Here is a 21,395-nt window from a genome sequence, read left to right on the forward strand (position 1 = left end):
TTTTAAGCCGGGGGACATATCACTTGCAGCGGAACGGCGCTGCCCCGTTATTGCTTAATTTTTTGTCGCTGGTGCGGGCGAGAAACTTGGTGCGCGCTGCGCAACATAGCGAGTCAGGAATGCCGGCCCCTGGTGGCCGCTGCCTTCGTTCAGCAGCGCTTCGCCTTCCCACGCGATAAGCTGTTCCAGGCAAGGAGTGGCTGCCAGGTCTGAACGGAGCATGTCCAGCGTGTACAGCATGGCTGCGTCTTTCGGGCCGCCGCTTTGACGTCCGAGTTGCCGCGGGTGAAAGGCTTCGAGGATCAGCCACCCGCCCGGGCGCAACGCCTGGACCAGCCGCCGGTGCGCCTGTGCTCGCATGCTTGCCGGCAGATGCACGTAGGTCAGTACCAGTGCGTCGAAACTTGCGGCTGCCGGCGTCCAGTGTTCCAGATCGGCTTGCACGACTTCAATGCTGACGCCTTGTTCCGCCGCCAGTTCCAGTGCTTTTTGCAGGCCGACGCAAGAGTTGTCCATCGCCGTGACGTGATGCCCCTGTTGCGCCAGCCACACGCTATTGCGTCCCTCGCCGTCGCCCGGCAACAGCACTTTGCTGCCGGGGCGCAGGCGGAAAGCCTGTTCGCGCAGAAAGCGGTTGGGCTGTTTGCCGTATTTGAATTCATTTGAAGCAAACTGTTGATTCCAGAAATTCATGATGGGTCGCAATGCATAAAGAGTGATTCAGATAACTAAAATTCAGCTCAGCGCCAGGCCAAAAGCCCTTGCCAGCATCAATACCGCAATCGCCAATGTGAACCAGGCAAACGCTTGCTGCAGATGTGCGGGATGCAGCTTGCCGGCGACCAGTCGCCCCTTCGGCAAGGCCAGCATGGCGCCGCCGGCGCCGGTCAGCGCCATCACCAGTCCGACGAGCGCGCCCAGTCCGACGGCGAGTAGTGTTGCGTCCATGTCTCGGCTCAGAGCAGGTTGATGGGGATTTTCAGGTAGCGCACGCTGTCGATGATGCCGCCCTCAGCGTGACCGGATCGGACACGATATGGGTGACGGTGAAGGTGTCGGGATCAAAGAAAGACTGGATGGCGGGCGGTTGCATGATGTTTGTGGCTTCGGGTTGTTATTCGGTTTGTTAGCTGGCTTATTCGAAGGTCGGCAACGCCGGTTTCACAACCTGCTTGCCGGCACCGGCCCAGGCATCGAAGCCGCCTGCTATCGACTTCACCTGCAGGTAACCCATGTCGTGCAGCGCGCAGGCAGCCAGCGCAGCGCGCCCGCTGGTTTTGCAGTACAGCACGATTTTCAGATCGCGTGAGTTCAGTTCAGGAGTGTTGCTGAGTTTGAATTCGAGCATGCCGCGTGAGATATGCATGGCGCCGGGAAGGTGGCCGGCGGCGTATTCGTCCGCTTCGCGCACATCCAGCAAAACGTCGGCGTCGAGGATGGCTTGTTCAGTGTCATCCAGCGAAATTTCCTGGATGCGGGTCTTGGCGGCGGTGACGAGATCGTGAGCGGTTTTCATCGTAATCCTTTGTGATATGGGTTGAGTTGTTGCGCGCATGGCAGTCCGGCCGCTTTTAGGTGGCAATCGAGTGCGCCGGACCAGTTCCCCAGATTGCCATGCGAGAGTTCGATGTCAGCTTAATACTAACGTTAGTATATTTTTTTCCGCAATATATATATGCGGAAAATGCCATAAAATCGGCAATACTCCCTATTTTTTAAAAAACTGCTATCTACGCTGTTCTAAGCGTTGGTCGCTCCAAAGTTCTCCGGTATTTGCACTGCTACCACTTCACCGCGTGCCGTGGCTACGCCACCGGCCAGCACCGTGGTTTCCACCACCACTTTGCGGCCTTTGATCTCCTTGATGCGGCCGCGAATTTCCAGCGTACCCGTGAGCGGCGTTGGTTTCAGGTAATCCACATGCAGCGAGCCGGTGACGAAACGGAAAGCTGGCAGCGTGTCCATGTCCCGGCCTTCAGAACGGTACATGGCTGCGGCGGCGGTACCGGTGCTGTGGCAGTCGATCAGCGAAGCGATCAGGCCGCCATAGGTAAAGCCCGGCACGGCCATGTGGTAGGGCTCGGGCGTGAATCGCGTGACGGTCTCATCGCCATCCCAATAGGTCTTGATCTGGTGGCCGTGTGCATTAAGTCGGCCGCAGCCGTAGCAGTGCGACAGGTTTTCGGGGTAATAATCCTGAAAGGCTTTCATGGGTTCTCCAGAGTTGGGAATAATGTTTGGATAGGCTCAGTGTCAGTATGGATGGCCGGAACCAGAAATGCGAGGTCTGACGGCGCACGTCGTTCTGGTCGTCAAATCCTTCGTGCGTACCAGAAATATCCATTGTTTTTTCATGGCGCAAGAGCTGCATTGGAACAGGGTGCAGAACCCGCTTCGGTGTTGACCATGTGGTCAGCCATCTGGGCAAAGGTTTCGATCAGGCCGCTGCGCAGCACTTGATCCGTCACCTGCTCGGTCAGTGCTTGCGTCATGCACAGCATCCACTCGTCGCGCTCCACCGATCCGACCGCATAGGGCGCATGCCGCATGCGCAGGCGCGGGTGGCCATTTTTCTGGATATAGAGTGACGGTCCGCCGAACCAGCCCGAAAGAAATTCGAACAGGCTTTCGGCGCTGTCCTTGACGCTTTCAGGATGCATGCGGCGCACGGCGTAAGCCTCGGGAAGCTCGTCCATCAGCGTGTAGAAACGGACCACCAGTGCGCGTACGCCGGTCTCGCCGCCTAATGCTTCGTAGGGTGTCACAGCTGCTTGGGTATTCATCGGTATTTCCAAAGTGCACAACAAATCCGGATTAATCAAATACTGGGCTCTCGACACCGAGAATCTTGTGCAGCTTTGGTGAGGTGGTGGTGTACTGCATGTAAATTTTCTTTTCCGGGAATATGTACGGTGCTGCGCCGAACGCCGCAAGTGCGGCTTCATGGAAGCCGGACAAGATCAGTTTTTTCTTGCCGGGATAGGTGTTGATGTCGCCAACCGCAAAAATCCCCGGTATGTTGGTTTCAAATTTTTCGGTGTCGACTTTCAATTGCTTGCGCTCGATGTCGAGACCCCATTCGGCAATCGGCCCAAGTTTGGGAGACAGGCCGAAAAACACCAGCAGTTGGTCGAGTGGCAAGCGACGGGTAACGCCATCCGGCCCAATCACTCTGATCTCGGACAAGAGCGCATCCCGGGTTTCAAAACCGCTTACTTGACCAACCAGAAATTGCATCTCGTAGTTGTCGCATAACTCTTTCATCCTGGAGACAGACGCCGGGGCCGCCCGGAAATCCTCGCGCCTGTGCAGCAAAACTACCGATTCAGCCTTGCCGACAAAATGCAACGCCCAATCCAGCGCGGAATCTCCGCCGCCGATGATGACCAGATTCTTGCCTTCGTATTGACTGGGATTCTTGACCCGATAGGACAGTTGCGTGCCTTCAAAGCGCTCGATGCCGTCAACCTTGATGGTGCGCGGCTGGAATGAACCGACCCCGGCTGCGATAAAAATGGTTTTGGTGATAAAGCACGTACCGGTGGAGGTTTCAAGATTAAAACGCCCGTCCTTGCGTCGTTCCACCAATGTGACTTCCTGGTTCAAATGGAAGGTGGCGCCGAATGGCTCAATTTGTTTGAGCAAGTTGTCGGTCAGTTCCTGGCCGGTGCAAGAGGGCACCGCCGGAATGTCGTAAATCGGTTTATCGGGATAAAGTTCCACGCACTGCCCTCCCACTTTTGGCAGCGAATCGATGATGTGCGCTTTAATCTCAAGTAATCCAAGCTCAAATACCTGGAACAAGCCAACCGGTCCAGCGCCGACGATAACTGCATCGGTTTCGATAGGCACATGTTGGAGGCATAGGTTATGGGCAATGTCGTGGTTGATTCTGGTATCCATATGGCGGTCTAGTTCCTGTTTCATTTTGCGTTTGTAGATTCTTCGAATGCTGCCAATACATTGGCGAAATACATAAGAGAAGGCCCTTCTCACATATAGCGCTCAGGTTGTGGTGTCGGTGGCGACCGATGGCGCTGCTACGCGCGACAGAAACACGTCGCGGCTGGCACCGGCAAACCATGGATGCCAGCGGCGTTGCTCTAGCACGTTGCTAACCGACCTGGATCGATACGCATGGCCGCTGAACAGCAGCGTTTCAGCGGGTAGTGTGAAAACCTTTTGCGTGACGCTGTCCCACAGGGCTTCGGGCAGTGCCGGTCGCGGTTGATATGGGCAGGCGTCCACGGCGAGCAGGTCGCCGCAGAACAGCCGGTCACGCCACAGGAAGCTCAGGCAGCCCAGCGTGTGGCCGGGAGTGGCAATAACGCGCAGATGTTCATTGCCAAAAGCCAGCAGGCCAGCGTTGGCGGATGGGACTTGATGCTCTATGCAGGGCGCACCCAACGCCTGCAACGCTTCGGCTTCGCCGGGCAGCCGACTGTCGTGCTCGTGCGTGCGTAGCACCCACTGCAGACGCAGCCGGTGTTCATCGAGCATGGCATGGAGCACGGGAAGGTCGACACTGCGCGGGTCAATCAGCACCGCTGCGCCGGCGTCGAGGTCGGCTAGCAGGTAACTCATCGTGCCACTAACTTCGTCATGGAGAATGCGAAAATACATAGTGTTATCAATGCAAAAAGTTGCGCAAGCCAGCCAACGCGAATGCCACAACGCAGGCCCATTCCGGGAACAGCCAGCGCCAGACCAACGCACGCGGCACGAATCGGGCGCTCACGCGGGCATCACGCACGAACATCCGCCAAAGCACACTCAACACGACCAGCTTGATGAGCACGGCAATTATTAAGTGGCGAAGGAGGCCTTGTTGATTACGAGTCATGCTTCTAAGCACTGCACGTTTTGTGCCACATTGCGAATTTCAGTAAAAATGTTTAAAAACAATTACTTGGATATTTTTTGGAATGATTGTGTGCCACAATGGCATCATTTTTGACTGCCATTTTGGCAGTCAATGCCATAATGGCAGTCTTGTAATGGCGTTTTTTGCCCCGCTTGTGGAGAACTCCTGATGTCTCGTCCTTTGCCTGAGCTGGTGTCTTACCTGGAGGGATTGCCGGAGCCGCACATCCTGTTTGATCGCCAGTACCGCATCGTTGCCGCGAACGCGGCCTACCGGCGTCAGTTCAGCCCGCAAGCTTCCGTGATCGGACGCACTTGCTATGAGGTGTCGCACCACTTCAGCGCCCCGTGCGACCAATCCGGCGAAAATTGCCCTTTGGCACGCGCCCGTGAATCCGGCCAACGCGAGCGGGTGCTGCACTTGCACCACACACCGCGGGGCGAGGCCTACGTCAACATTGAGCTGGTACCGCTGCACGACGCGCAAGGCGATCAGACTTACTTTATCGAGAAGATGGAGCCGCTGCGGGTAGCCCAGGGGCAGCCGGCAGCGCAAGGGCTGATCGGCCGTGCGCCGACCTTTCAGCGGATGCTGGAGTTGGTGGCGCGTGTCGGGCCATCGGACGCCAGTGTGCTGCTGTTGGGCGAATCAGGCACCGGCAAGGAGCTAGTGGCGCGCGCGGTGCATGAAGCCAGCCCACGTGCCAGTGCACCGCTGGTAGTGGTGGACTGCGCCAGTCTGACGGAGACATTGTTCGAAAGCGAGCTTTTCGGGCACGAGCGCGGTGCCTTTACCGGCGCCAACGCCGCCAAGCCCGGACTGGTGGAATCGGCCAGCGGCGGAACGCTGTTCCTTGACGAGGTGGGAGATATCCCGCTGCCGATGCAGGTTAAGTTGTTGCGCCTGTTGGAAAGCGGCACCTATCGCCGCGTGGGCAGCACCGAGTTGCGCCGCACTGACGTACGCATTGTGTCCGCCACGCATCGCGACCTGCAATCCCTGGTTGCCGATGGGCGTTTCCGGGAAGATCTGTACTATCGCCTCAGCACTTTCCCGATTCGCTTGCCGGCACTGCGCGAGCGTGTCGAGGATATCCCGCTTCTGGCAATCGCGCTGCTGGTACGGGTGGCTCCGCAGCGGCAGCTTAGGCTGTCACGCGACGCGTTGCAGCGCTTAAGCGAGCACGCATTTCCGGGCAATGTGCGCGAACTGCGCAACGTGCTGGAGCGTGCGGCGCTGCTGTGCGACGGGCTGGTGATCGAGTTGGCGCATGTGGAGCGGGCGCTCGACTCCGATGCTCGCCCGGCAGCGCTTCTGAAGCCTGTCGCCGGGTTGCAGCCAGCGCACTCTCTGCAAGCAGCGATTCATGGACCCGGCCGGCCGCTGCGCGAGATTGAGCGAGACGCGTTGCGCGCCCAACTCCAGACCCATCGCGGTAGCCGCGCAGAACTGGCCGCGAAATTAGGCATTAGCGAGCGCTCGCTGTACCGCAAGCTACACAGGCTCGATCAGCCGGAATCGGAATAGGCAATCTTCAAAATTAAGCAATCTTCGAAATGTGCGCGCCGAAAGGCGGCAGTCAACTCTAGTCAGTCGCGACCAAATATTAGTGGCCGTGTGAAGCCTTCTGAGACTGCGCCATGCGACTGGTTTGCAATTAGCATCATTCACCCTCGGTATCGGCCCCCCCGACCTGCGCAACAACAGAGTAAACTGCGCACCACGTTCTTTCGCATAGTGCGATTCGAGCGAACTTGTGAGCGTCACCATGTCTGAAACACCTATTCCGTTATTTGCCGATTTAAACCTCAGTGCGCCGTTGTTGCGCGTTCTGCAGGATCTCGGCTATGAGTTGCCGTCGCCGATTCAGGCGGCCACGATTCCTATTTTGCTGGACAATCGCGACGTGATTGGCCAGGCGCAAACCGGCACCGGTAAAACGGCCGCTTTTGCGTTGCCGATTCTGGCCCGCATCGACCTCAAGCAGACCACACCGCAAGCGCTGGTGCTGGCGCCGACGCGCGAGCTTGCGATTCAGGTGGCAGAAGCATTCCAGAGTTACGCCGCGCATATTCCCGGCTTTCATGTGCTGCCGATTTACGGCGGCCAGAGTTATGGCGCGCAACTCTCCGCATTACGCCGCGGCGTGCATGTGGTGGTTGGTACGCCCGGTCGTGTGATTGATCACCTCGATAAGGGGGCGCTGGATCTGTCGAAACTGAAAACGCTGGTACTCGATGAAGCCGATGAGATGCTGCGCATGGGTTTCATCGATGATGTCGAGCGCATCTTGCAGGAAACACCGGAAACGCGCCAAACCGCGTTGTTCTCCGCCACCATGCCGTCGGCCATCAAGCGCATCGCCCAAACCTATTTGCGTAAGCCGACGGAAGTCACGATCGCCGCCAAAACAGGCACCGCCGACAATATTCGCCAGCGCTACTGGCTGGTCAGTGGCATGCATAAGCTCGACGCGCTGACGCGGATTCTGGAAGCTGAAACATTTGACGGCATGATCATTTTTTCGCGGACCAAACTGGGTACCGAAGAATTGGCCAGCAAATTGCAGGCGCGTGGTTTTTCTGCAGCGGCGATTAATGGCGATATTCAGCAGCAACAGCGCGAACGCACCATCGGGCAATTGAAGAGCGGCGAGATTGATATTCTGGTCGCCACCGATGTCGCCGCCCGCGGACTGGATGTGGAACGCATCAGTCACGTGATCAATTACGATGTGCCGCACGATCCGGAAAGCTATACCCACCGCATCGGCCGCACCGGCCGCGCCGGCCGCAGCGGCGAGGCGATTCTATTCATCACCCCGCGTGAACGGAATTTGCTGAAGGCGATTGAACGCGCGACCCGGCAACCGATTTCGCAATTGGAATTGCCGACCGTGCAAGTGGTCAACGACGTGCGCATTGCCAAGTTCAAGGATCAAATCAGCGAAACCCTGGACTTGGGCGAACTGGAAGTATTCACATCGCTGATTGAAGAGTATGAGCGCGAGCACAATGTGCCGGCGCTTGAAATCGCGGCGGCATTGGCGAAAATGGCACGCGGCAATGTGCCGCTATTGCTGGATAAAAAACAGCGCGAGCCACAAGCAGCGCCTGCCCGGTTCGATGAAAAACCTGCCCGTTTCAACAAGTTTGATCGTCCTGAACGGCAGGAGCGGTTTGATCGCCCTGAGCGCAAGGATCAAACCGAGCGTCCGGCTTTTCCAAGGAAAGAACGGAGCGAGCGCCCGACTGACGCCGGCATGCAGACTTTCCGCATCGAAGTCGGTCATGCGCACGGCGTCAAGCCCGGCAATATTGTCGGCGCGATTGCCAACGAAGCCGGGCTGGACTCCAAAAACATCGGTCGCATCGACATCCAGGATGATTACAGCATGCTGGATTTGCCAGCCGACATGCCAAAAGAGCTGCTCGATCATCTGAAAACCGTGTGGGTGGCTGGACAACAGTTGCGTATCAGCCGCGATGGCGAAGCACCGAATAACGCCGATAAACCCGCCGGCAAGAAAACGCCGTTTTCTGCTACCAAAACGGGCGGCGATAGACGCGTGGGCGAGAAAAAATTCGGTGACAAACCGCCGTTCAAAGCCAAAAGCGATTTTGCCAAGCCACATCGCAAAGGCCCCAAGCCGGCGTAATGTTGAGCAGTCAGTAGGTCGGGTTAGCGGCTTCATCGCGTAACCCGACATTTGCGGCGGGGAATGTCGGGTTACACACTCACTAACCCGACTACTGATTCCGACTCGTCCTGTTTGGCGAACGCGTAAGGTCAATACTTCATTGGATTTTTGCCAGATCGGTCTAAAAATTGAAAACTACACTGATCAAAGTGACTGGCATGGAGAACGCGCAATGCGTTCGCCTGGTCACCAATGCGATCCAGGATCTGCCCGGCATCGGCCACGTTGAGGTTTCTCTGGTCAACGCAGAAGCCAGCGTCGGGCATGGACCGATGGTGTCGCACGAAGATATTCGTCAGGTAATCCTGGATGCCGGCTTTGACGCTTCCTGAACCCGTTCCCTGGATGCACTTGCTGACGCCCTTTGAGGCCGAGGCCTGGATTGAAAATCTGAACCAGGCCCTGCAACAGTGCCTACCCGAAGTCAGCACAAGCGGTTACGGTGTCTGCTTTTCCCTGGCGGAAGGGGGCGATATTTTTTTGCATAGCACCTCGGAAGCTTATGTCTTGCTGGATGTGACGCCGGATGCGCAGTGGGCCGCGCCCGTGATTGCGGCCGCCGTCAATGTGGCGCAACCTGACTCTCAAATCTGGCATTTCCCCGATGACAACTTAGTGCAATTGGTGCTGGGGCTCAGCAGTTTGGTCGCGTCAACAACCCTGGTCTTGCGCCACGATTTCCATTTGAACAGAAAGCGCATTCCGCCGCATCGCTGAGTGGTCAATATCAGCCGGCTGCACCTCCCATTTCCACCACTGAGTAAATTCTCCATGAATCAGACAAAATTAATTCCACTACTGGGCGCGATGGCGTTCGCTATCGCAGGCAATGCAGCCGCCGCAGAACAAGTCGTCAAGATTGGTCACGTCGCACCGATTTCCGGCGGTATCGCCCACATTGGCAAGGACGTTGAAAACGGCGTGCGCATGGCGATCGAGGAACAGAACGCCAAAAACATCGTCATTGGCGGCAATAAAATCCAGTTCAAATTGCTGGCCGAAGATGATGCCGGCGATCCAAGACAAGCCACCACCGTGGCGCAAAAACTGGTGGATGCGAAAGTCAGTGGCGTCATTGGTCACCTCAATTCCGGCACCACGATCCCCGCTTCGCGCATTTATCACAACGCCGGCATTCCGCAGATTTCCCCTGCCGCGACCAATCCGAAATACACCCAACAAGGCTACAACACGACCTTTCGCGTAGTCGCCAACGACAGTCAGCTCGGCGGCGCGCTCGGCCGTTACGCCACCGATGTCCTGAAAGCCAAAAATATTGCGGTGATCGACGACCGTACCGCATACGGCCAGGGCCTTGCGTCCGAGTTTGCCAAGAGCGTCAAGAAGCAGTCGGCAAGCGCCAACATCGTATCAACGCAGTACACCACGGATAAAGCGACTGACTTCAACGCGATTCTGACCGCGATCAAGGGCAAAAATCCCGACGTGATCTTCTTCGGCGGGCTCGATTCGGTAGCTGGCCCGATGCTGCGCCAGATGAAGCAACTCGGCATTCATGCCAAGTTCATCGGTGGCGACGCCATTTGCACCGGCGAGCTTGGCAAGCTGGCCGGCGATGCGCTGGGCGAAGGCCAGGTGTATTGCGCGGAAGCGGGCGGTGTGATTGACGCCAACAAAAAATCGCTGGACAACTTCAAGACTGCCTACAAGAAGAAATTCAATACCGAAGTCCAGATCTATTCGCCGTATTCATTTGACGCCACCAACGCCATGATCGCTGCGATGCAGCAAGCCAATTCGGTCGCGCCGGCAAAATATCTGCCGTTTTTGGCCAAGATCAACTACAAGGGCGTGTCTGGCATCATCGCCTTCGACGCCAAAGGCGACATCAGGAATGGCGCGCTGACGATCTACACGTACAAGGACGGCAAGCGCACTCTGGTGACCGTGACCAAGTAAGCGAGGTGGGCGCTTTGTAGTTAAACCTGCATGCTGGCGCATGACAAAATGCCGGTGCAACCGAATAATGGTTGCGCCGGCATTTTTATTTGTTAGTTGATACGTACAAAAATTCTGTCCACGAAAAACACGAAAGGCACGAACAAACCTTTTCTGCGATATCCACAAGGAGGGTTTGATGCTGTCTTTCGTGCTTTTCGTGTCTTTCGTGGACAAAAGATTTTGATGTCTTGCATACGCCTTGCGTAAATACTAAAAATCCTCTACACCCAGCCGCAATCGTGCAATTCCTTCTTGATGTAGGCGTAAAACACCGGCGCTGCAACCACGCCGTGCAGGCCGAACAGCGTTTCCATTACCAGTATCGCGGTCAGCAATTCCCACGCGCGGGCGTTGACTTTGGCGCCGATGATTCTGGCATTCAAAAAATACTCCATCTTGTGAATCACGATCATGAAGATCAGTGAGGAAATCGCCGTATGCAAGCCGTGCGACAAGGCCACGATCACGATCACCGTGTTCGACACGATGTTGCCGACCACCGGTATCAGGCCGGCAATGAAGGTGATGGCAATCATGCTCTTGGTAAATGGCAGATGCACGCCTGCCAGCGGCAACACCACCATCAGGTAAAGCGCGGTGAAGGTGGTGTTGATGAGCGAAATCCGGACTTGGGCGAACACCACTTTCTGGAAAATTTCGCGCAAATTGACCACCCGTTGATGTAGCGCAGCGGCAAATGGCAGGTAGTGCGCATGCGCAGTGGCGTCCTGCAGCGCGACCATGCTGCCGATGATCATGCCGAGCAGCAGATGGACGATGATGCGCCCGGCTTCTTGCCCCAGCAATTTTGCCTCGCCCGCGTGTGCCCGCAGCCAGTCGGTCAGGAGTGCGCGCAGCGCATCGACGCCATCCGGCAAATGTTCGCGCACCCAGTCCGGCGTTTGATCCCGCGACGCTTCGATAATGTCGGCCAGCTTTTGCAGCAGCGCGGAAAGATTGCCGGTATCGCTGCGCGCAAATGCAAATATCGCCCAGATCAAGGCCGACAAGGCCGCCACAATCAGCCCGGACAGCAAGGCAACCGCGATCCAGCGCGCCTGGCTGTTGCTGAATTTTTTGGCAATCGTGGGCGCCACCAGATGCACCAGCGAATGCACCAGCAAACCCGAAAACAGCGCCAGCAGCAGGCCCGATTTGAGGACAACAAATAACACCACTGCCATCAGTGCGTAAGAGACTGCGACCGGCAAAGTGATCTGGTTTGGTTTGTTCATGGGGATGATGAATGGGAAGGTGAGCGTGATTAAGCCACTGCTTGTCAATAAACTCAATCGAAATAGGGTTGAGGCACCTGTGTCGAGAACAAAATGGTGCGGTGAATGGGTCGCTTAGATGCCAATAAAATAGGGGGTATGTTGATAAAGTAATGCCTTTGCGCAAGTATATAAAGCGGCTTTAAAAATACATTAATCAGTATGTGAAGTCGCCATCAGTTGCAAATAATCAAGCCATTTTCCAGCAAAAAAACGCCGCCGGCCCGGTTTTCATGCACCGGCCAGACTTGTTTGCCGATCCGCAGCTCCACGCCTTCATACAGGGTGTGGCTGACTTCTATTCTGGACTGCTCGGTAAGTTTTTGCTTGGCGGCAAGTTCTGCCTTTTCTGTGATCAATATCTGGATCTCCGCGGTTAACTGTTTGAATGTGGCGTGCGCTTTTTCGTCCAGGCCGCCTGCGCCTTTCTGGGGATTCTGCTTGAGATAGGCCAACAACTTGCAGATTTGCTCCAGTTCCGCCAGTTTGGCTTGCAGTCGATTTTCCTGCGCGGCGATTTCTATCCCAAGATACGGGTCGGAGCCGACCTGGACGCTGGTTTGCATGCCGGACGCGGAGCCCAGGATCGGCGTCCTGACCAGCAGGGTTGCCTGCACCACGCCGCCGGCTATATGGCTGTTTTTGGCGCCTGGTTTGCCGACCAAAACTGCATTGCCGGCGTACAGTTCGGATTGGCGGGCATGGCCGGCAATATGGATCGAATCGCCAGCCTCGATGTGCGCATGTTCGATGAACAAGGCTTGCACCGAACCCTGGCATTGAATGCGGGCAGTGCTGGCGGGCAGTGTTTTGGCACCCGGTGTCGGATTGCCATGGCCGATGATGCCGCCGTTGACCGCGACGTTGCCGCCGGCGATGATTTCGGCCGCTTCGACCGTGCCGAGTACGATGACGTCGCCGGTTACTTTGAGTTGCATGCCGGATTTGATATCGCCCTGAATCCGGATCGTGCCCTCGAAAACGATATTGCCGGTGTTCAGATTCAGCTCGGGCACTTCCAGTACGTTGTTGATGGTGACCCCATTGCGTTGCACTACCGGTTGTCCGGCACGCGCGGCCAGCAGCAGATCGGGATCAATCGGGTCGGTTGCCACGCCTTCAAGAGCGACTGCGAACGCGATCGTTGGAAGCGGGTTTGCCAATATCACCGCACCCTTGATGTTGATGCCGTTGCTGCCCGCAATTGGCGCGATGCGGCGCATCAAGGGTTGGCCCGGATGCACCAGCAACAAATGGCACAGGTCGTTGTAGCGGATCACCGCGTTGTCGGCGGCATCGGCATCGGAAAGCGGCTGCGACGGATCTGCCAGCAAGCTTTCGAAGCTGCCGGGTGTGCCTTGCACCGGCGCGTCACCCTTGGCAATACATAAATGTTCGCAGTGGCCGGCGCTCAGTGCAGCATCGATTGCCGGTTGCTGTAGCCCGTGGATAATGCCTTGTTCGCGCAGGCTTGCCAGCACCGCGCTGGCTTCTACCGGGCTTCCGCCGTGCGGCGGGTTCAGCGTCAGATGGGCGCTTAGCAAGTCATCCATCAGCGTCAGTTTGAATGCGCCATCGCAGCGCTTGCCGATCGGCATTTCGAACTTGCCAGCGAGATTGCCGCAGCGCGCAATGAAGTCGCGTAGCGCAGCTTGCGGGAGCAGAAAGTCGCCAAAGCCTTGCTCGCCCAGCAGGCGGGTCAGCAGTGCCAGGTCGGGCGGGCTGCCGCCAGCGGACGGATCGTAGCGGGCGACCAGTTCGCCGCTTTCCTGCTGCAGAATAAATGACAGGGCAATTACAGCTGGAGCTGGGTTTTCCATTACATCCTCACCGTGTTGTAAGAGGGAAACATTAAGTGGCCCCAAGATTACCATTCAAAACGTGCAGAGACCAGCAGACCTCGCGCTACGATTCCCGGAAGATTCCTGTGCATTCTGGACCGGCCAGCCAAAGCCGCCCGGCTTGGCAGTCAGCCTTGCAGGTTTACCCCGGATGACGGTTTTGTCGTACAAAATGCAGGCTATGTTGGCTAGCGCACAGAGAGGGATGATTTTTCGTAGTATTATTAAAATCGCAATAGTCCTACCGCATTCATACCGCATTGCATCGTAACTATTCCTCTCTAGCCCACTGAACACCACAACGAGCATCGTCATGAACCCATTATTCGCATCTACCGAATTTTCCATCTGCCTGATCCGGCGTTATCGCCTGCCGGAGATCTGCGCATGAGCACCGCAATCAGCCCGCTTGCCGGCAAGCCGGCGTCGCAGTCGCTGCTGATCGATGTGCCGAAACTGCTGGCGGCGTATGTCGATCTGCGGCCCGATCCTTCGGTGCCAGCCCAGCGCGTCGCTTTCGGCACCTCCGGTCATCGCGGCAGCTCGTTCGAGTGCAGTTTTAATGAATCGCATGTGCTGGCGATCAGTCAGGCGATTTGCGAATACCGCAAAACCCAGGGCATTGATGGCCCGCTGTACATCGGCATGGATACCCATGCGCTGTCGCAGCCGGCGTTCGAAAGCGCGCTGGAAGTGTTGGCCGCCAACGGCGTCGAAACGATGATTTCCAAGGGCGGCGAATTCACGCCCACGCCAGCGGTTTCGCATGCGATTCTGGTCTATAACCGCGGCCGCACAGCGGGGCTGGCTGACGGCATCGTCATCACGCCCTCGCACAACCCGCCCGCCGACGGTGGCTTCAAATACAACCCGCCGAACGGGGGCCCGGCCGATACCGGCGTTACCGGCTGGATTCAAGCCAGGGCCAACGCCCTGCTCGAAACCGGCTTGAAGCAAGTGCGCCGCATGCCGCTGGCGCAAGCGCGCCGCGCTGCTACCACGCATGAGTACGATTATCTGGAAGCCTACGTCGCCGACCTGGGCAGCGTGCTCGATCTCGATGTGATTCGAACTTCCGGCATCCGCATGGGGGTGGACCCGCTGGGCGGCGCCGGCGTGCATTACTGGGCCCGGATCGCCGAGCGCTACCGGCTCGATCTGAGCGTGGTCAGCGACGCAGTCGACCCGACTTTCAGCTTCATGTCGCTGGACTGGGACGGCAAGATTCGCATGGACCCATCTTCGTCCTATGCGATGCAGCGGCTGATCGGATTGAAGGATCGCTTTGAGGTCGGGTTCGCCTGCGACACCGATTACGACCGTCATGGCATCGTGACGCCAGGTGCCGGGCTGCTGCCGACCAACCATTACCTGAGCGTCGCGATCGATTATCTGTTCCGCAATCGTCCGCACTGGAACCCGCAAGCGGCAGTCGGCAAATCGGTGGTCAGCAGCGCGCTGATCGACCGCGTGACGCAGCGGCTGGGACGCAAGCTGTACGAGGTTCCGGTCGGCTTCAAGTGGTTCGTCGATGGCCTGTGCGACGGTTCGCTCGGTTTCGGTTGCGAGGAAAGCGCCGGCGCAACTTTCAGCCGCATCGACGGCACCGTCTGGACTACCGACAAGGACGGCATCGTGGCGTCGTTGCTGGCGGCGGAAATTACTGCGCGCAGCGGTCGCGATATCGGCGATCTGTATCGCGACCTGGTGCGTGATTTGGGCGAGCCGTTCACGGATCGGGTCGAAGCGCCGGCGACTGCCGAGCAAAAAAGCCGATTGGCGAAGCTGTCGCCCAGCCAGATACACAGCACCGAGATGGCGGGCGAGAAGATCGAAAGCGTGCTCGATCATGCGCCGGGCAACGACGCGCCGATTGGTGGCATCAAGGTGATCACCGCCAGTGGCTGGTTCGCGGCACGCCCGTCCGGCACCGAAGACATCTACAAGATTTACGCGGAAAGCTTCAAGAGCAAGGCGCACCTGAAATTGATGGTGCAGGAGGCGCAAAGCATCGTCGATGCCGCGCTCACAACGCGTTGATATCGTCAGTGGCACAGCGAAATGGCATCCTGAGCGCTGGCACGTCTGGCATGGAAGCCGCCGCCGGGCCAGGGCGCTGCTGCAGGCGGGATGTTTGGCGGGTGATCGGAGGCGTCTGTGAGCGAGTCGGCAAGTAATACTAATGCTAATGCGCTAACGGTCTGGACTATCGGCCATTCGACGCATGCGCTGGATGATTTTCTGGCGCTGCTGGCGCAGTACCGGATCGAGGCGGTGGCGGACGTGCGCAGTTTTCCTGGCTCGCGCCGCTATCCGCACTTTGGCCGGCTCGCGTTGCAAGCTAGCCTGACCCAACACCAGCTTGAATATCATTGGCTGCCGGCGCTCGGCGGACGCCGCCGGCCGGTTCCGGATTCGCCCAATACTGCCTGGCGCAATATTAGTTTCCGCAGCTACGCCGACTATATGCAGACGCCGGAATTCGGCGCGGGTCTCGATCAGTTTCTGGAACTTGCGCGGCGTTTGCGCACCACCCTGATGTGCGCGGAATCCCTGTGGTGGCGCTGTCACCGCTCGATGATCGCCGATGCCCTGCGCGCGCGCGGCATCGATGTGGTGCATATCCTCGATGCAAAACACAGCACGCTCCATCCATGGACTGGGCCGGCGCGCATTGTCGAAGGCAGGTTGACCTACGGTGCGGCAGAAAACGACGCACCGTTGCTGTGATTCTTCTGTCCGGTAAAAACGCAGATTGGCGCAAGTCTGCTGGCGCATTCCGGATCGGCAGGCAAAGCCGGTATGCCTTGAAAGACGGCCTAGTAGAATGTGATGCATCGTTGCAGCATTAGAAAAATTGATAATTTTATATGCGTCGGCGCACCCACCACCCATCAACTTACGCAATGGATTGATGATGAATGTACAACTTGCTCTCGTCGCTGGCAAATGCCTTGTTGCGTCTGGAGGAAGCGCTGCAAGCGCATGGCGCTGCGCCGGAGAATACTTTGTATCGGGATGCGACAATTCAACGCTTCGAATTTAGTTATGAGTTATCCCACAAGATGCTCAAGCGTTATCTGGAAATGGCATCGCCCAATCCGGCCAGCATCGACGAGATGGCTTTCCCCGATATGATCCGCACTGCCAGCGAACAGGGCTTGCTGCGCAGCGGCTGGGATCGCTGGAAGGACTACCGCAAGGCGCGCAGCATCACCAGCCACACTTATGAGGAAGAAAAAGCCAAACAGGTGATGACCATCATTCCCGACTTCCTGCAAGAAGCCCGTGCCCTGTTGGGCGAACTACAAAAAAGGAGTCGGGGCGCATGAGTTCCATGCCTGACATAGACATTACTCCGGCACAATGGGCCAGCATCTCGGCCATCCTGCAGCGTCATCTGGCGGGCCAACTGGTCTGGGCTTTCGGCTCCCGCGCCACCCGCAGCGCCAAACCCTACTCGGACCTCGATCTGGCGATCATTTGCGCGCAGCCTTTGCCAATCGCGCTACTGGCCGCACTGGAGCATGATTTCACCGAATCCGACTTGCCGTTCAAGGTGGATGTGATCGACTGGGCAACTACCGGCGAAGAATTTCGCCAGATCATTGCGCGGGATCGCGTGGTGTTGAAATGATGGATAGGTAAAGGTAAATAATTTTAAAATGAAGACGAAATTATGACTAAATTGGTTTATATCAGTTTAGTCAGGAGTGGCGTCATGAAATTTTCATCCCAAATTAAGCCCATCAGCTAGCTCAAGAGGAGCCACGCGGCCGAGATCGTCAGAGACCTTTCGGAAAGCCGTTAGCCCATGCTGATCACCCAAAACGGCGAGGCCAAGCTGATTGTCATGGATGTCAAGAGTTGCGAAGAGCAGGAAGAAACTCTGGTGCTGTTGAAGATTCTGGCACTTGGAAACCGCGAGATCGAGCAAGGCAGGTTTCGCGATGCGGAGGATGTGTTTGCTGAACTGGACGAGATGGATCGCTAATGAGTCTCAAAGTCGTCATCCGGGAGTCGGCTGAGCATGACTTGCAGAAGTAGGGGAGCAGACCACGATTTCCAGCTTTTTCAATCAAAAAAACCGTGGCTGTTCCCTATAGCCCTGTTGGAAAACCAGACCCCGTTAAAACGAGACCTGATTTTTGCAGGAAGCACAGCAATACGCAATTGCAGCATCAACTAAAATGCGTAATGTACACCTGCATCCAGACCGATGGCACTGGCATTGTTAAGCGGCCAGCGGTTGGAGCGCAGATGCAAGCGAAATGGACCGTGATCATATCCGACACCTAAGGTATTAAAGCGTGTCTCGTAACTGGTCGTGAATGCCCCCCATGAGGTCCGATACGTTAGCGCTACAGCCGGTATCGTTATTCCCTCAATACGGTCCAGTCCTACCTTCATTGTCCATTGATCCATCTGGTAGCTCAGGCTCAATGTACCGGATGCACCGATGGTGCCGGTCTTTTCTATCTGGCTGTTTTGGCCGGACAATAGTGGCTGATAATTGACATACCCATCCTTGTCGTAACTGGTGACATCGGAATTGATAGTCTTCCGGACCGCAGGGAGATTCGACCAGCGCATGCGGCTCCAGATGTCGTTCAGTGCCACATTGGCTTGGAGTCGCTCGCTCAGCGGCCATTGCAAGGCGAGCGAAACACTGGCCCCAGATGAGGTTTGCGACAGGTTTTGCATGAATGGGTACTGGTAACGCGTATCGGATTCCCGATACTGCGCATTGAATCGGTACACATCGCTTGGCTGGTAATTCACCTTGCCAGTCACATCGATATCGCGATTACGGGGATTCGCATACAGCGCGCCCGACACTATCAGTAACGGACTATTGCTGACAGCATCATCCAATGCAAAGGTACGTGCGACGCGCAAACCAGCCGCAGACCATGATCTGAACTGCGGATTCAGAGTGAAATCGCGCGCACTGCCGGGACGCAGGCGCTGCTGGTAGAGACGATAGAATTCCAGCGTATCGCGATTCGCTTCCAGCGAGCCCTCCAGCCGATATTCGATGCCGACCCGCCAGCCATCCTTCTCGACGCCGAACTCGGCACGGTTACGTTGCAAGAACAGGTTACGCCCGTCTCTGGGCGCATAGCCCACTGACCAGTCACCGTCAAATTTACTCACCGGGATCGCGTCATAGACTGCCCACAATTGGGTTTTGGCATAGGCTTGCCATGCCTTGTCAGGTTGATGCAGCGCGCCATTGTCAGTAGCAATAGACTGTTGCGCCACAGCGTTGGCCGAAACAAGAAAACTAATCAAAATAAGAAAATGTCGCATCAGATACCAAGAAAAAAGCCTGACGGCAAGCCGTCAGGCTAAAAACAATCACAAACCAGTGGGGATTATTTCAATGACTCGAAGCTGCCGTCAATGTAGTTAATCATCCCGGTGGCACGGTCAAAAGTAGCGATTTTGCTGCTGTTTTTCATCACGTCTACCGTATTGACACCGTTTTTAAGTTGCACGGAGACACCGTTTGCACTCGAAATATTGACCACTTTCGGGCTGGCATTGCTGCTGTCGATCAGTATCGTATTTGTCCCATCGTCGTACTGAGCGCTGAAGTTGGCTACATCGAGCGCAAGATTGCTGGCGCTCAGGGACAATTTCAGATCAGGGCGAGCTGGAATCCGTAAAATACCGACGAACGAGCCGGATGTCGGGGCGAAATTCGCTGTCGAACGAGGCAGGCTGTTATCGTAAGCGGCATAGTTGGAGGTCTTCGCTGTCAAGGTTCCATTAAAGAACTCGGAACTGGCATTGGTAAAGCTGCCGATGAATTTCAGGTCTGTCGGGATGTAGTTGCTACCATTTTTGTCGGCAGAGAATTTACTCAGAGACAGAGTTCCGGTTACTTTGCTTTTTCCAGCGGCAACAGCCAGTACTAGATTGACTTCACTATTAATCTCATAATTTCCAACCGGTGACACCGTACGAATGTACGAACCATCCTGTAAGGCGACCGAACTGACCGCAACGTCACCCTTGAGCGCCTTGATATCGCCGGAAAGCGCATATTTGTTCACGCCACCTGCTTCCGGAGTGCGAACGTAACGGACGTTCCATTCTTCCTGGTCCGTAATCGCTACACCCATGCCATCGGTACGGGCTGGCATGAAGCCGTTGATGGTTGCGCCTGTCTCGATATTGCCGCTCATCGTGTAGGAAACGGTGCCTTTGGCACGGGCGGTTGAACCTGGACCGTAAACGCCGATAGTCGCCTTACTGACTGTTACGACATCTCCCGACTGTACCGTTTCCATCCTCGCACGCGACTCGTAGCTGAAACTTGAGGTTGTGCCTGCGACCGGCGTCAGGAGGATGGTCTTGGTGAATTGCTTCCAAGTGGACCCTCCTGCATTCCGTTCATAAGTACCAGCTACCATAGTCGCGTTCAAACGACAAGAAACGCTCTTGGCATCAGACGATATTTTTGCCGGTGTATCAGCAGTAGTATCTGCATATACCTGACAATTACCAATATTAGATTGGAATACTGGGGAATAGGTTGGAGCAGAGTTTGGTACATAGGGTCCAACGTTAGCGTTTTTAAATTCATTAAATAACGTTATGCCACGACCGGAAAGCAGAATCCAGTCGGCAAGATCCTTGTCCAGAGGAGCGATTGCCGTATCAAAATCTGCCTTCAATGCATCCGACCGTACATCCAGTTCACCGGTTTTTTGCGCATTCGAAAATGCGTTCAGATTGGTACGCAGGCTGGCAAACATTGCTTTGGCAGCGGGGATCGGCTCAAGTACAGCAGTGGAAGTCGGCACCGTAACTGGCGAGAAATTCGATTGACCATCAGCCGAAGTGATTGCCGTTTTGTTGACTTTTAGATCATTGATTACTGCATTGCGCGCAGTACGAAGTTCTTGTTCCGCTGCCGTAGAGAGGCTTAGAATACCGTCTTTCAAGGTGGCCGATCCAGAAGTCTTCTTGACTATGCAATCAATTTTTTCGATGACTGATGTGCCGACGCAGTTCAAGGTGTTGGTGCTGTCGTTGGCAAGTTTGGAGAGAGCCGCCAAGTACAGGCTTTGTTTCTGCTCTGAATCAGTCATGGCAGCAGCAGCCACCGAATTTTCGACATTAATCGGCTTGGTTTCCAGTGGATCGAACCCCATCATTTTTGTGACGCCGGCCCGAGCAGATTCAAAATTATCTGATGTCAAACCACCAATGCTCTCAGTTGCTGTCACCAGCAAGTCGGTAATCGGTGTGACATAACCCTTGACTTCTGTGCTGGCAGCATTATCCAACTTGAACACACTACGCAAGGTCATGCCGACTGGCATAGCGATATCTTGATGACTAACCTCGTCAGCCATGGTTGTGCTTGCGTCGGCACTGACTTCTATCGTGAACAGGCCGATATTGCTGCCCAGGCTAATGGAATAACTGCCATCAGTCGTTGATGTCCGCGTTGGCGCAATTACGGTTGCCGATTTAGTCCCGTCTGCGTTATGTAAAAATACATTAACTATGCCATTCTTGATCAAACCTTTAGCGGCAACCCCAGCCAGTGTTCGCGTCGTCGGAGCCACTGTATTGCTACCGCCGCCACTCACTGCATCGCCACCGCCACCGCCACCACATGCAGCAAGTGCACTTGTCAATGCGCATGCCAAAGCCAATTTAGTCAACTTCATTTTCATTTCCCCTTAGACAACCCTGTATGCGAAATATTAGATTTAATTTTTTTCATGTAAGAC

21 protein-coding genes and 1 pseudogene are annotated in these 21,395 nt (G+C 56.0%); 10 read left to right on the plus strand and 12 right to left on the minus strand.

The genetic code is table 11. The features are described from left to right. Nucleotides 1-54 precede the first annotated feature (54 nt). From KGFNPO_RS04510 to cydP, 8 genes are all read right to left on the minus strand, one after another. Nucleotides 55-693: a class I SAM-dependent methyltransferase gene (locus KGFNPO_RS04510; protein ID WP_472633295.1), complete on the minus strand. Its 639-nt coding sequence runs from the start codon at nt 691-693 to the stop codon at nt 55-57. Nucleotides 694-735: 42 nt separating this feature from the next. After that, nucleotides 736-948 (minus strand): hypothetical protein, encoded by a 213-nt coding sequence (locus KGFNPO_RS04515; RefSeq protein WP_472633296.1) that lies wholly within the window; start codon nt 946-948, stop codon nt 736-738. Between the two features lie 187 nt (nt 949-1,135). Then, entirely contained in the window at nt 1,136-1,516 is a 381-nt protein-coding gene (locus KGFNPO_RS04520) for a rhodanese-like domain-containing protein (protein WP_472633298.1), read from the minus strand. Between the two features lie 224 nt (nt 1,517-1,740). Then, entirely contained in the window at nt 1,741-2,211 is a 471-nt protein-coding gene (locus KGFNPO_RS04525; protein WP_472633299.1) for a PaaI family thioesterase, read from the minus strand. A 140-nt stretch (nt 2,212-2,351) separates the two neighbouring features. Beyond that, the gene (locus tag KGFNPO_RS04530; protein WP_472633300.1) at nt 2,352-2,783 is read right to left on the minus strand and encodes a group II truncated hemoglobin; all 432 of its coding nucleotides are present in this window, start codon (nt 2,781-2,783) and stop codon (nt 2,352-2,354) included. Nucleotides 2,784-2,814: 31 nt separating this feature from the next. Further along, nucleotides 2,815-3,903, minus strand: a complete 1,089-nt coding sequence (locus KGFNPO_RS04535) for an NAD(P)/FAD-dependent oxidoreductase (protein WP_472634386.1) — start codon at nt 3,901-3,903, stop codon at nt 2,815-2,817. 102 nt (nt 3,904-4,005) lie between these two features. Beyond that, the gene (locus KGFNPO_RS04540; protein WP_472633302.1) at nt 4,006-4,623 is read right to left on the minus strand and encodes an MBL fold metallo-hydrolase; all 618 of its coding nucleotides are present in this window, start codon (nt 4,621-4,623) and stop codon (nt 4,006-4,008) included. Between the two features lie 7 nt (nt 4,624-4,630). Beyond that, on the minus strand, nt 4,631-4,843 hold the full coding sequence (gene cydP, locus KGFNPO_RS04545; protein WP_472633303.1) for a cytochrome oxidase putative small subunit CydP: 213 nt from the start codon (nt 4,841-4,843) through the stop codon (nt 4,631-4,633). Nucleotides 4,844-5,032: 189 nt separating this feature from the next. On the opposite strand from cydP, the gene KGFNPO_RS04550 reads away from it, so the two are divergent. The 5 genes from KGFNPO_RS04550 (at nt 5,033) to KGFNPO_RS04570 (ending at nt 10,484) form a co-directional block, all read left to right on the plus strand. Next, nucleotides 5,033-6,391, plus strand: a complete 1,359-nt coding sequence (locus KGFNPO_RS04550; RefSeq protein WP_472633304.1) for a sigma-54 interaction domain-containing protein — start codon at nt 5,033-5,035, stop codon at nt 6,389-6,391. A 241-nt stretch (nt 6,392-6,632) separates the two neighbouring features. Beyond that, nucleotides 6,633-8,522: a DEAD/DEAH box helicase gene (locus KGFNPO_RS04555; protein ID WP_472633305.1), complete on the plus strand. Its 1,890-nt coding sequence runs from the start codon at nt 6,633-6,635 to the stop codon at nt 8,520-8,522. A gap of 170 nt (nt 8,523-8,692) precedes the next feature. Next, a complete protein-coding gene (locus tag KGFNPO_RS04560) occupies nt 8,693-8,896 on the plus strand; it encodes a heavy-metal-associated domain-containing protein (RefSeq protein ID WP_472633306.1) in 204 nt (67 codons plus the stop codon). Beyond that, a complete protein-coding gene (locus KGFNPO_RS04565) occupies nt 8,874-9,281 on the plus strand; it encodes a hypothetical protein (RefSeq protein WP_472633307.1) in 408 nt (135 codons plus the stop codon). The genes KGFNPO_RS04560 and KGFNPO_RS04565 overlap by 23 nt, the downstream gene beginning before the upstream one ends. A gap of 54 nt (nt 9,282-9,335) precedes the next feature. Continuing rightward, nucleotides 9,336-10,484, plus strand: coding sequence for a branched-chain amino acid ABC transporter substrate-binding protein (locus KGFNPO_RS04570; protein ID WP_472633308.1), 1,149 nt, complete (start codon nt 9,336-9,338; stop codon nt 10,482-10,484). A 263-nt stretch (nt 10,485-10,747) separates the two neighbouring features. On the opposite strand, the gene KGFNPO_RS04575 is transcribed toward KGFNPO_RS04570, so the two are convergent. Then, a complete protein-coding gene (locus tag KGFNPO_RS04575) occupies nt 10,748-11,761 on the minus strand; it encodes an AI-2E family transporter (RefSeq protein ID WP_472633309.1) in 1,014 nt (337 codons plus the stop codon). 215 nt (nt 11,762-11,976) lie between these two features. Beyond that, on the minus strand, nt 11,977-13,620 hold the full coding sequence (locus KGFNPO_RS04580; protein ID WP_472633310.1) for a DUF342 domain-containing protein: 1,644 nt from the start codon (nt 13,618-13,620) through the stop codon (nt 11,977-11,979). Nucleotides 13,621-14,028: 408 nt separating this feature from the next. On the opposite strand from KGFNPO_RS04580, the gene pgm reads away from it, so the two are divergent. The 5 genes and pseudogenes from pgm (at nt 14,029) to KGFNPO_RS04605 (ending at nt 17,635) form a co-directional block, all read left to right on the plus strand. Next, a complete protein-coding gene (gene pgm / locus KGFNPO_RS04585; RefSeq protein ID WP_472633311.1) occupies nt 14,029-15,681 on the plus strand; it encodes a phosphoglucomutase (alpha-D-glucose-1,6-bisphosphate-dependent) in 1,653 nt (550 codons plus the stop codon). A gap of 117 nt (nt 15,682-15,798) precedes the next feature. Beyond that, complete coding sequence (locus tag KGFNPO_RS04590) at nt 15,799-16,371, plus strand: DUF488 domain-containing protein (protein ID WP_472633312.1); 573 nt, start codon at nt 15,799-15,801, stop codon at nt 16,369-16,371. Between the two features lie 191 nt (nt 16,372-16,562). Continuing rightward, a complete protein-coding gene (locus KGFNPO_RS04595; RefSeq protein WP_472633313.1) occupies nt 16,563-16,973 on the plus strand; it encodes a nucleotidyltransferase substrate binding protein in 411 nt (136 codons plus the stop codon). Further along, entirely contained in the window at nt 16,970-17,278 is a 309-nt protein-coding gene (locus KGFNPO_RS04600; protein ID WP_472633314.1) for a nucleotidyltransferase family protein, read from the plus strand. The genes KGFNPO_RS04595 and KGFNPO_RS04600 overlap by 4 nt, the downstream gene beginning before the upstream one ends. A gap of 144 nt (nt 17,279-17,422) precedes the next feature. Then, nucleotides 17,423-17,635, plus strand: a pseudogene (locus KGFNPO_RS04605) (prevent-host-death protein). A 191-nt stretch (nt 17,636-17,826) separates the two neighbouring features. Here KGFNPO_RS04605 and KGFNPO_RS04610 read toward each other — a convergent pair. After that, nucleotides 17,827-18,954, minus strand: coding sequence for a hypothetical protein (locus KGFNPO_RS04610; RefSeq protein ID WP_472633315.1), 1,128 nt, complete (start codon nt 18,952-18,954; stop codon nt 17,827-17,829). A 65-nt stretch (nt 18,955-19,019) separates the two neighbouring features. Beyond that, nucleotides 19,020-21,332 (minus strand): hypothetical protein, encoded by a 2,313-nt coding sequence (locus tag KGFNPO_RS04615; RefSeq protein ID WP_472633316.1) that lies wholly within the window; start codon nt 21,330-21,332, stop codon nt 19,020-19,022. Nucleotides 21,333-21,395: the final 63 nt, after the last annotated feature.

This window comes from Gelidimonas diazotrophica (assembly GCF_055694025.1).

Bases quoted from the DNA above. Each gene is read 5' to 3' on its own strand.
- KGFNPO_RS04610 (WP_472633315.1), bottom strand. From the start codon at position 18,954: ATGCGACATTTTCTTATTTTGATTAGTTTTCTTGTTTCGGCCAACGCT.
- KGFNPO_RS04580 (WP_472633310.1), bottom strand. From the start codon at position 13,620: ATGGAAAACCCAGCTCCAGCTGTAATTGCCCTGTCATTTATTCTGCAG.
- KGFNPO_RS04535 (WP_472634386.1), bottom strand. From the start codon at position 3,903: ATGGATACCAGAATCAACCACGACATTGCCCATAACCTATGCCTCCAA.
- KGFNPO_RS04600 (WP_472633314.1), top strand. From the start codon at position 16,970: ATGAGTTCCATGCCTGACATAGACATTACTCCGGCACAATGGGCCAGC.
- KGFNPO_RS04575 (WP_472633309.1), bottom strand. From the start codon at position 11,761: ATGAACAAACCAAACCAGATCACTTTGCCGGTCGCAGTCTCTTACGCA.
- KGFNPO_RS04520 (WP_472633298.1), bottom strand. From the start codon at position 1,516: ATGAAAACCGCTCACGATCTCGTCACCGCCGCCAAGACCCGCATCCAG.
- KGFNPO_RS04565 (WP_472633307.1), top strand. From the start codon at position 8,874: ATGCCGGCTTTGACGCTTCCTGAACCCGTTCCCTGGATGCACTTGCTG.
- KGFNPO_RS04615 (WP_472633316.1), bottom strand. From the start codon at position 21,332: ATGAAGTTGACTAAATTGGCTTTGGCATGCGCATTGACAAGTGCACTT.
- KGFNPO_RS04595 (WP_472633313.1), top strand. From the start codon at position 16,563: ATGTACAACTTGCTCTCGTCGCTGGCAAATGCCTTGTTGCGTCTGGAG.
- KGFNPO_RS04515 (WP_472633296.1), bottom strand. From the start codon at position 948: ATGGACGCAACACTACTCGCCGTCGGACTGGGCGCGCTCGTCGGACTG.
- KGFNPO_RS04570 (WP_472633308.1), top strand. From the start codon at position 9,336: ATGAATCAGACAAAATTAATTCCACTACTGGGCGCGATGGCGTTCGCT.
- KGFNPO_RS04530 (WP_472633300.1), bottom strand. From the start codon at position 2,783: ATGAATACCCAAGCAGCTGTGACACCCTACGAAGCATTAGGCGGCGAG.
- pgm (WP_472633311.1), top strand. From the start codon at position 14,029: ATGAGCACCGCAATCAGCCCGCTTGCCGGCAAGCCGGCGTCGCAGTCG.
- cydP (WP_472633303.1), bottom strand. From the start codon at position 4,843: ATGACTCGTAATCAACAAGGCCTCCTTCGCCACTTAATAATTGCCGTG.
- KGFNPO_RS04550 (WP_472633304.1), top strand. From the start codon at position 5,033: ATGTCTCGTCCTTTGCCTGAGCTGGTGTCTTACCTGGAGGGATTGCCG.
- KGFNPO_RS04555 (WP_472633305.1), top strand. From the start codon at position 6,633: ATGTCTGAAACACCTATTCCGTTATTTGCCGATTTAAACCTCAGTGCG.
- KGFNPO_RS04540 (WP_472633302.1), bottom strand. From the start codon at position 4,623: ATGTATTTTCGCATTCTCCATGACGAAGTTAGTGGCACGATGAGTTAC.
- KGFNPO_RS04525 (WP_472633299.1), bottom strand. From the start codon at position 2,211: ATGAAAGCCTTTCAGGATTATTACCCCGAAAACCTGTCGCACTGCTAC.
- KGFNPO_RS04510 (WP_472633295.1), bottom strand. From the start codon at position 693: ATGAATTTCTGGAATCAACAGTTTGCTTCAAATGAATTCAAATACGGC.